Source organism: Candidatus Zixiibacteriota bacterium, from assembly GCA_022865345.1.
Taxonomy (GTDB): domain Bacteria; phylum Zixibacteria; class MSB-5A5; order MSB-5A5; family RBG-16-43-9; genus RBG-16-43-9.
The window spans coordinates 1-11,023 of sequence record JALHSU010000072.1 but is presented as its reverse complement, the minus strand read 5'-3'; the positions used below and the strand labels follow the sequence as shown (position 1 = coordinate 11,023).

The following is an 11,023-nucleotide window of genomic DNA, read 5'->3' as shown; positions in this document are numbered from 1 at the left end:
TGGACTCACTCTTGATTTGTGGAGTACTCACCCTTCCAGTTTAACTAAGAATAAGTAATACATCAAAAGACAATCTCTTATCTTAGATTTTCTTGATAATAAGACAAAAAATATCTAAATACTCCAAATATCCCATGACAAATCCGTATAGTAGTAGTAATTATTATTAATTAATTAATTGAGGACTGTAAAAACATCCTGCCTACATAGAGAGCCCCAATTAAGTAAGAACCATTGACAATTTAGTAATTCAACCTTGGACCTTGCAGAGGGAGGTGATGGTGGCTCTGTTGATGTTGTAGGGTTTAATTGGGAGCAATGAAGAGGGGACTCCTGACATCTTTCTTAGAATAGGGTTTTGTAAGATTATCCTTTTATAGAATAAGTAAATACCATATTTTTTAAAAATCCATTTCACTTCATCTTAAGAGGGACAGAACATGTTAAGAAAACTATCGATCTTAGTTATTTTAGTCCTGGTGAGCGTTCCAGCATTTGCTCAGACAGTTGATACTGCCTGGGTGAGAAGATACAACGGACCTGCAGATAGCTCTGATGAAGCCATAGCCATAGCCGTTGATAATTCAGGAAATGTCTATACGACTGGATTTAGCATTGGAAGCGTCACAGATTCCGACTATGTCACCATAAAGTATTATCCCAATGGCGACACAGCCTGGGTAAGAAGATACAACGGACCCGTAAATGGCAGCGATGCCGCAAGAGCTTTAGCAGTTGATGTTTCAGGAAATGTCTATGTAACCGGGGGTAGTACCGGAAGTGGAACAGACATGGATTATGCTACCATAAAGTATAGACCCAATGGGGATACTGCCTGGGTAAGAAGATACAACGGGCCTGGAAATGGTTATGATGCCGCAAGTGCTATGGCCTTAGATAATTCAGGAAATGTCTATGTGACTGGCTGGAGCTATGGCACATTTGAAGACTATGCTACTATCAAGTATGACTCTTTGGGAAATCAGCTCTGGGTTCAGAGGTACGACGGACCTATAAATAACTATGACTGGGCTACAGCCATAGCTTTGGATACGTTAGGATATGATCAGTATATCTATGTTACCGGACACAGCTACAGTTGGACTTCCACTGATTATGCCACTGTTAAGTATGACGCCTGGGGAAACGAGGTTTGGGTCAAAAGATATGACGGAGGAGCTGGCTTTGAGTACCCAAGCGCAATAGCCTTAGATAACTCAGGGAATATCAATGTAACCGGGCAAAGTCTAGGAAGTGGGACATCAGCGGACTGGGCCACTATAAAGTATGAACCCAACGGAGATACTGCCTGGGTCAGAAGATACAACGGACCTGGAAACTACTATGATGATGCGAGTGATATAGCCGTTGATAAGTCAGGAAACGTCTATGTTATTGGAAGGAGTAATGAGGGAAGTGGAACATTAGATGACTATGCCACCATCAAATATGACTCTTTGGGAAACCAGCTCTGGATTAAAAAATACAACGGACCTGGAAACGGCTATGATTATCCATTTGCTATGGCCTTGGATAATTCAGGAAATGTCTATGTGACCGGAAATATTTACGTAGGTGTAGGGGATTATGACTTCGCCACTCTCAAGTACGACTCCCAGGGAAACCAGCTCTGGGTAAAACGATACAGCGGACCTGGAAGTGGATATGAATCCTCTCGTGCTTTGTCATTAGGCCGGCACGGTAATGTTTATGTGACCGGATGGAGTCGTGGGAGTGGAACATCTTATGATTATGCTACCATCAGATACAGTCCTAAATCCAGGCCTGATACCTTGCGTTTTGTGGCTTATTCGCCAGTAGATCTGATAGTGACGGATCCGGTTTTGGATTCCATTGGAATAAATTTCAATACCATTCCGGGAGCTTTTTATGATACAACTCAAGACCTCAATAATGACGGGGATAAGGATGACCGGGTTGTTATTCCGAACCCGATAATGGGAGAGTATCTGGTCAGAGTTGTGGCTGAACCAGGGGGCTCAGGCAATTACACCTTAGCTGTGAAACTGGATGGGAACGAAGAGAGAGTTGTGATAGCCAGCGCGACCTGTCCGGGACCTGGAGAGGTAGATACTGTAGTTTATGATGTTCCTGCTTATCTGCACGGAGATGTGAATAAGGACGGGAAAAAGACTGTTTCAGACGTAGTTTTTCTGATCAACTATCTGTTCAAAGGGGGACCAGCACCGGATCCAGTAGATTTAGGTGATTGCAACTTCTGCCAGCAGAACCCACCAGTTCAGCCGGGGAACCCAACCGTTGCAGATGTGGTCTCTATGGTAAACTATCTGTTCAAAGGCGGAAAAGCGCCCTGCAGTTGATGCTAGAAATTGAGGTAAGAATACCTTTGTATGTATGTAGTCAACCTGAAAAAAATTCGATTGCATGAGCATACTTGGTAAAAGAAAGAGGGTAAACAGAGTGGATACAATAACACTTCACCTTATGAGGGAAAGAACATGTTAAGAAAACTATCAATCTTAGTTGTTTTAATTCTGGTGAGCGTTCCAGCATTTGCACAGATGGTTGACACTGCCTGGGTGAGGAGATACAATGGACCTGCAAATGGTTCTGATTTAGCTTGTGCCATAGCCACAGATAATTCAGGCAATGTTTATGTGACCGGATGGAGTCTTGGAAGCGAAACATCCTGGGACTATGCGACTATAAAGTATAAACCCAATGGAGATACTGCCTGGGTTAAAAGATACGATGGACCTGAAAGTGGCTATGATATCGCCTATGCCATAGCCGTTGATAATTCAGGCAATGTTTATGTGACCGGATACGATTATAGTGGGACAGGGAATGAGTATGCGACCGTAAAGTATTATCCTAATGGAGATACTGCCTGGGTAAGAAGGTATACGCCTGGTAGTGCCTATGACCTGGCAGTTGATGATTCAGGCAATGTTTATGTAACAGGAGAAAGTTATCCAGGATCAGGCTCCACTCTTGATTATGCCACCGTGAAATACCATGCAAATGGAGATACTTCCTGGGTGAGAAGATACAGCGGACCGGTAGATTCAGCACGTGAGACAAATGTCATAGCTGTAGATAATTCTGGCAATGTCTATGTAGCGGGAGAAATTTATGGAGTAGGCTCCAACTTCAATTATGCCACTATAAAGTACTATTCCAATGGAGATACTGCCTGGGTAAGAGGATACAACGGACCAGGGAACTCTAATGATGAGGTTAAAGCCATAACAGTAGATGATTCCGGCAATGTATATGTAACAGGATATAGTATGGGCAGTGGAACCTACTATGATTATGCTACCATTAAGTATAAACCTAATGGTGACACCGCCTGGGTGAGAAGGTACAACGGACCTGGTGATTCACTGGACCTGGCTACCGGCATAGCAGTCGATAATTCTGGCAATGTCTATGTGACCGGATATAGTTGGGTCACAGGAAGACGCCACGATTATGCCACTATAAAATATAAACCTAACGGGGATACTGACTGGGTAAGAACATACGATGGACCGGGGAGTTCCGATGATGTGGCTAACGCCATAGCTCTCGATGGTGCTGGCAATATCTATGTGACAGGAGGTAGTATCGCGGCTGTTACAGCCGAGGATTACGCGACTATAGAATATAAACCGAATGGAGACACTGCCTGGGTGAGAAGGTACGATGGAGCCGTGAATAACACAGACGAAGCTAAGGCGATAGCAGTAGGAAAACACGGTAACGTCTATGTGACAGGAATTAGTGCTCAAAATGGAATAGACTTTGACTACGCCACCATCAAATACAGTCCTAAATCCAGACCTGACACCTTGCGTTTTATGGCTTATTCGCCAGTAGATTTAATCGTGACGGATCCAGTTCTGGACTCGATTGGAGTGAATTTCAACACCATTCCTGGAGCTTTCTATGATACGACTCAAGACCTCAATAATGACGGGGATAAGGATGACCGGGTTGTCATTCCAAATCCCATAATGGGAGAGTACATGGTCAGAGTTGTGCCTGAACCCGGTGGTTCTGGCAATTACACTTTAGCCGTGAAATTAGACGGGAATGAAGACAGAGTGATGGTGGCTAATGCTACCTGTCCAGGACCGGGACAGGTAGACACAGTGGTTTATACAATCCCGCAATATCTGCATGGAGATGCTAATAGGGATGGCAAAAAGAGTGTCTCAGACGTAGTTTTCTTAATCAATTATCTGTTTAAAGGAGGACCTGCACCTGACCCGGTGGACTTGGGTGATGTTAACTTCTGCCAGCAGAATCCACCTGTTCAGCCGGTTCAACCAACAGTTGCAGATGTGGTCTCTATGGTAAACTATCTATTCAAAGGTGGAAAAGCACCTTGCAGTTAAAAGAAAGTGAAACATAAGACGGAAGACGTAAGAAGGAAAATATAAAACGACTTTGACGGCACAGACTTTAGAAATACGGTTTAGAGTTTAGGGTCGGTTAGCCAATCGATTCAAACTCCAAATGAAGCACGAACATCAACCTATAAAGGAGGAGATAATTAGACCAAAGTTTTGTGTTAGGAAGAAGTAAAGTTGAATCTTGACAAATCTTATTTAGAGAAGGAGGAAGGAAACATGAAGTTCAGGTCACTATTTATTTTGGTGGGGATTTTGTTAGTAACGTCCTCTTTTTTGCCCGGGCTGACTTTTGGATCTGGTCAAGACCAGGTAAGGGAGAGAGAAAGGAAGATAGAACTCATCCAGGAAAAGGGTGAAAAAGACAAGCTGAACTACAGGGGGATGGAGATTCCAGTCTATAATGGAAATGGAGCCGCTCTGAGCCAAGAACAGAGAAGGACGATTCTGACGATAATTGATGATTTCAAAGTAAATAGTAATGCCGGGCTTACTGATCAAAATAATTCAGCCATTGCCACCGATGGTTCAGGTAACTTTATCATCACCTGGCAGGATAAGCGCAATGGCAACTGGGGCATCTACGCCCAGAGATTCAATTCCTCAGGCACCCCTTTAGGCACAAATTTCAAGGTGAATGATGATGTTGGAACTGCTGACCAGCGTAACCCTGCTATAGCTCTGGATGGTGCGGGCAGCTTTGTAATTACCTGGCAGGATTTACGCAATGGTGGTGTTGACATTTATGCTCAAAGATACAACTCTTCAGGCACCCCTTTAGGCACAAATTTCAAGGTGAATGATGATGTTGGAGCTGGCTTGCACACTATGCCTGCCATAGCTCTGGATGGTCCGGGCAACTTTGTCATTACCTGGACGGATTACCGCAATGGCAACGGGGATATCTATGCTCGAAGATACAATTCCTCCGGCACTCCTTTAGGCGCAAGTTTCAAAGCGAATGATGATATTGGAACTACTGAACAGTTTACCTCTGCCATAGCTCTGGATGGTTCGGGCAACTTTGTGATTACCTGGCAGGATTACCGCAATGGCAACTGGGATATCTATGCTCAGAGATACAATTCTTCAGGCACGCCTTTAGGCACAAACTTCAAAGCGAATGATGATGTTGGAACTACTGAACAGAGTTATCCTGCTATAGCTATGAATGGTTCGGGCAACTTTGCGATTACCTGGGGGGATAGACGCAATGGCAACCTTGACATCTATACTCAAAGATATAATTCTTCAGGCACTCCTTTGGGCACAAACTTCAAAGTGAATGATGATGCTGGAACTGCTGCCCAGTATTACACTGCTATTTCTATGGATGGTTCGGGCAACTTTGTGATTACCTGGCAGGATTATCGCAATGGCAACCTTGACATCTTTGCTCAGAGATACAATTCTTCAGGCACTCCTTTAGGCACAAATTTCAAGGTGAATGATGATGCTGGAACTGCTACTCAAGCGTCTTCTGCAATTGCCATGAATGGTTCAGGCAACTTTGTCATTACCTGGGACGATTACCGCTCAGTTAGTAATGCTGATATCTATGCCCAGCGCTATAACTCTTCGGGCACTCCCCAGGGCTCAAACTTCAAGGTGAACACTGATACTAGAATTACCCTTGGGGATGTTCCCGCGATTGCCGTAAATGGTTCAGGTGACTTTGTCATCACCTGGGAAGACTATCCCAACGGCAACGCCGATATCTACTGCCAGCGCTATAACTCTTCGGGCACCCCTCAGGGCTCTAACTTCAAGGTGAATGATGATAATGGTACTGCTGACCAAAGGCATCCTGATATTGCCCTGGATGGTTCAGGCAACTTTGTCATCACCTGGATGGACTACCGTTCTGGTAGTACTAACGCTGACATCTACGCTCAGGCCTATAACTCTTCGGGCACCCCTCTGGGCCCTAACTTTAAGGTGAATAGTGACGCCACAACCCAGAATCAATGGTATCCTAAAATAGCCATGGATGGTTCAGGCAACTTTGTCATTACCTGGTACGATTACCGCTCAGTTAGTAATGCTGATATCTATGCCCAGCGCTATAACTCTTCGGGCACCCTCCAGGGCCCTAACTTTAAGGTCAATGATGATGTCGGAACTCTCCCTCAATATTTCCCTGATGTTGCCATGGATGGTTCAGGCAACTTTGTCATCACCTGGATGGATTACCGCTCAGCTAGTTATGCTGATATCTATGCCCAGCGCTATAACTCTTCAGGCACTCCCCAGAGCTCAAACTTCAAAGTCAATACTAATGCCGGAACCACTCAATGGTATCCCGCTATTGCCATGAATAGTTCAGGTAACTTTGTCATTACCTGGGAGGACTTCATTTCTAGTGGTATCTCTAATATCCTAGCTCAGCGCTATAACTCTTCAGGTACTCCCCAAGGCTCTAACTTCAAAGTAAATGATAATACCGGAATTGCTCAACAACTTTATCCTGATATTGCCATAAATGGTTCGGGCGACTTTATTATCACCTGGGAGGATAATCGCAAACTTGGTGGTGGTAGCCCTGACGCTTATGCCCAGAGATATAAATCGTCTGGTAGTCCGTTTGGGTTGAATTACCTAGTTGCCAATTCATTGTATAGTGCATATGCTCAGTATAAGCCTTCAGTTGGCATGAATGGCTCTAATATCTATTTCACCTGGAAGGATAGTCGCAATGATAGCGCTGATATTTACGCTAAAGTGGTGGGTTGGGCCTGGCCATATGCTTGCGGTGATGCGAACGGGGATGGCAATGTTACCGTTTCGGATGTAGTTTATTTGAGTAATTATCTGTTTAAAGGTGGCCCTGCGCCGCAATGCCCACCAGCGCCATATCTTACCTGCGGGGATGCTAATGGGGATGGACAGATGACGGTAAGTGATATGGTTTATCTGGTCAATTATCTCTTCAAAGGAGGACCACCACCTGTTTGTTAAAAAAAACAGAAGATTGAAAAAGGGAGAGGTGAAATATCAAAAACTTTAGATTATGAAATGAGACGGTTAATGAATGTAGGGGCAGGCCTGTGTGTCTGCCCTTATACTTTTCAAGCTTATTAGACTGTTCTAAGATTAGAAGTCTTCTCTGGATAAAACTTTCTTCCTCTCATCTTCAAAAAGGGTTAGTTGACGGCTTAACACTAGTATTTAATTAATATTTCTTTTTAGAAGTTTTTGAAACACTGGACTGTTCTTTAGTCCTTGAAAATCAGGCTCTAAGTCTGCGATATCGATGTAGGAGGGATCCTTCTCCCAGGCTTGTTCCAGATTCTTCAGAGCTAAATCATTGTCCTTAAGAATAGCATAAATCAGAGCCAGGTTATATACCGGCTCAGCACCTTCATCATACTTCATAGCCAGTGCTCCTCTTTCTATAGCCTCAGTTTTATTACCTAAAAAAGCGTAAGTCAGCCCGAGATTCGAAAGGGCTGAAGCATTTTCCGGTTCTTCTTCTAAAACCTTTTTGCAAACGGAAATAGAAGAATCAAAAAAGGCTTTCGCTTTTTCCTTGTCCCCATTATGTCGATAAGCAGCCCCGATATAGACCAGAACCATAAATTCTGACTCGCCCTGCTGCATCGATTTTTCGAAGATTTCGATGGCTTTATCATACTCCCCCTTAGAGTAATATACCCAACCACCAATATAGTAAGATACTGTGGGGTCATTCGGATAATATCTCAGTGTCTTCTGATAAACATCCAAAGCCTGATCGAACCTTCTTTGATAACGGTAGGCATCAGCTAAAAAAGTAAGAAGATAAATATCATCCGGTGCTATTTCTAACCCCTTATTAATGAACTTTATAGCCTCATCATATTTTCTCATAGAGGTATAAGATCCACCCAGTCCTCTATAACTTTTTGAATCTGTAGGTCTTATTTCCAGGGCTTTCTGAAAGTATTCAATTGCTTTTTCATAATTAAAGAGATTATTCTGGTAAACATATCCAAGCCTTCTATAAGCATCGTTGTTGTTGGGCCTAAGCTCAATCACCTTCTCGAATTCCCCTTTTGCCAGATTAATCTCTTTCTCGAAATCATAAACCCGGATTAAGGTCAGGTGAGCTTCCGCTAACTCTGGGTCTAAAGCTAAGGCTTTCTTAGCCATCTTCTCTGCTTTATCTAGCCAGTCCCCGGTTCTCTGAAAATTGTATTTGGTGGCAAAAACTTCGCCTTCGCCTGCATACGCTAAAGCGTAATTAGAATCGCTCTCCAGAGCTTTATTGAACATCTCCAGGGCAAGGTCCAAATCCTTCTGGCTGCCTTTCCAGAAATAATCCATCCCCTTCAGGTAATAATCATAAGCCTGAACGCTACCGGTAGGCTTTTTCTCTATCCTTTTTTTCTCCACCGGAGATAACTTCACCTTCAGCGCAGAAGCGATCCCCTCAGCCACTTCATCCTGAAGCTCGAAAATGCTGCTCAACCTGCTGGTAAACATATCTGCCCAGACCTGAAAGCCATCCCTGGTTTTTATCAGCTGAGCGGTGATCCTTACCATTTGATCAGACCTCTGGATAGAGCCCGTAATGATATATTCCACGCTGAGCTTTTTACCCAACTCCTTTATGTCGATCTTCTTCCCTCTATAATTAGCAACATCCGACCTGGATAAGACCCTTAACCCGCCTAACTTGGATAGATCAGTTATTATCGCATCAGTCATCCCGGCTGCAAAATAGTCATCCACGTTTCCTAAATTTTCCAGATAGAGCACCGCTACAGTTGGTATGACCGGAACACGCGGGGATATCCTGAAGACTGAAAAGAACTTCAAAAAAACAAATATTATTGCAATTACTAAAACTCCGACCCCCAGATAGGCCCATTTTCTTCGCTTGGGAGCTACTTTTCTAACTTGTTTGATTTCCTCTCCTTTAGCCAGCTTCTCGAAGTCTGTGAGAATTTCACCCATGTTCTGGTAGCGAAGATTCCTGTTCTTCTCCAGAGTTTTATCAACTATTCTTTGCAATCCTTCCGGAACATCTGGTCTATAATTTGCCAATGGCTCAGGATTTTCATTTATGATGGAATAGATAACCGCGGCTTCATATTCACCTCTAAAAGGTAATTGTCCTGTTATCATCTCATATAAAACCACCCCAAAGGAGAAAATATCTGAACGCTGGTCAACTTCCAATCCCTGAACCTGCTCTGGTGACATATACTGCATCGTTCCTAAGGTCGTTCCTGTTTTGGTTAATCTGGAGACCCCCCTGAGTTTAGCCAGCCCAAAATCCATTATCTTAACCAGACCTTCTTCTGTGAGCTTTATGTTATCTGATTTAATATCCCGGTGAACGATATCTTTTTTATGGGCGGCATTCAAACCCTCTGCTATCTGGATGGCAATTTTCAGAATTTCCTCTGTGGAAAAAGTCTTCTCCTGGATCAGCTCTTTTAGCGACTTTCCCTGGATACATGCCATAGAGATGAAGCATTCGCCTCCAGCTTCATCTATTTCATAGACGGTAGCGATATTCGGATGGTCTAAGGCAGAGGCGGCTTTGGCTTCCAGCTCAAACCTGGTCCTGGTTTCTTCGTTGGCTAAAAGATGTTTTGAGCAGAACTTTAGAGCCACAATCCGGTCAAGCTTGGTGTCCTGGGCTTTATAGACCACACCCATTCCCCCTTCACCCAGCTTTTCTAAAATCTTGTAATGAGAAATAATCTTTCCGATCATTCAGGAAACCCCATTTTCTTGATCAACTGAATAAACCGAGGGTTCGAGCGCAGCTTCTCAAAGTCGTCGTTCCTCCGCAGGCCGCTGAGGTTGTAGTCGTGTTCTTCGTATGCTTTTTCTAAATATTCAATAGCTTTCTCAGTTTCATCCAGACGCGCATACATCGCGGCTATCTCGTAGTATAGTACCTGTCCTTGTTTTACCCTGGGCCACGTTATCTCCAGCCACTTGCGCAGATAACCAGTCCAACCGGAGGATACATAGGCCTCTCGGAGTGTTGTAACCTCCTCCTGGCTTAGGAATCCGGCGAAAGAAAGCCCTTTTAGGATTCCCTCTACTGCTTCGTCGTACTTTCCCTTGCGTTTGTTCACATCGGCCAGGAAAAAGTGGGCAAAACCGAAGGCGGGATCCATATCCAGAATTTTTTCGGCTTGCTCCACCGCCTTGTCCTCGCGCCCGGCGTCCAGGTATACATAACCCGCCGCCAAATTATTAATTAGGGAGAGTGGATCAAGTTCCAGCGCCTTGTTGGTCTCTTCAATAGCTTCGGAGGTTCTACCCAGGTTAAGGAGTAGTCTGGCAAACCACTGGTGGGCTGTAGCGTAGTTGGGGTTCAGCTCTATTGCTCTCCTGAACTCCCTTTCGGCTCCTGCCCAGTTCCAGTCAAAACACTCAAGCGCAAAAGCAAGAGACGTGTGTGCCTCAGCCAGTGTTTCATCGATCTCCAGGGCCTTACTCGCCAGTGCCTTAGCTTTGGGGAAGGCTTCCTTGGGCGGAAGCACGTAAACCTGCGCCAGCATGCTATAGCAATCAGCCAGTCCGGCATAGGCAAGTGCATAGTTGGGATCCTTCCTGATCACCTGCTCGAAATGTGATACAGCCTTCTTTAGCGCGTCGGGCGTTCTCCTGTTCCAGTGATAACGACCTTTCAGATA

Annotated in this window: 5 protein-coding genes; 3 read left to right on the top strand and 2 right to left on the bottom strand. The window is 44.3% G+C overall.

The window, feature by feature from the left end; genetic code table 11:
• Positions 1 to 440 precede the first annotated feature (440 nt).
• From MUP17_03090 to MUP17_03080, 3 genes are all read left to right on the top strand, one after another.
• Positions 441 to 2,342 carry an SBBP repeat-containing protein gene (locus tag MUP17_03090; protein MCJ7457961.1) on the top strand — a complete coding sequence of 634 codons (1,902 nt, stop codon included), beginning with the start codon at positions 441 to 443 and terminating at the stop codon, positions 2,340 to 2,342.
• Positions 2,343 to 2,480: 138 nt separating this feature from the next.
• A complete protein-coding gene (locus MUP17_03085; GenBank protein MCJ7457960.1) occupies positions 2,481 to 4,367 on the top strand; it encodes an SBBP repeat-containing protein in 1,887 nt (628 codons plus the stop codon).
• Positions 4,368 to 4,601: 234 nt separating this feature from the next.
• On the top strand, positions 4,602 to 7,340 hold the full coding sequence (locus MUP17_03080; GenBank protein ID MCJ7457959.1) for a dockerin type I domain-containing protein: 2,739 nt from the start codon (positions 4,602 to 4,604) through the stop codon (positions 7,338 to 7,340).
• A 210-nt stretch (positions 7,341 to 7,550) separates the two neighbouring features.
• Here MUP17_03080 and MUP17_03075 read toward each other — a convergent pair whose 3' ends face one another.
• Together MUP17_03075 and MUP17_03070 are read right to left on the bottom strand one after the other, a co-directional pair.
• Positions 7,551 to 10,088: a protein kinase gene (locus MUP17_03075; GenBank protein ID MCJ7457958.1), complete on the bottom strand. Its 2,538-nt coding sequence runs from the start codon at positions 10,086 to 10,088 to the stop codon at positions 7,551 to 7,553.
• Positions 10,085 to 11,023: tetratricopeptide repeat protein (locus MUP17_03070; protein ID MCJ7457957.1), on the bottom strand; the 939-nt coding region annotated here is incomplete at its 5' end. The genes MUP17_03075 and MUP17_03070, both read right to left, overlap by 4 nt.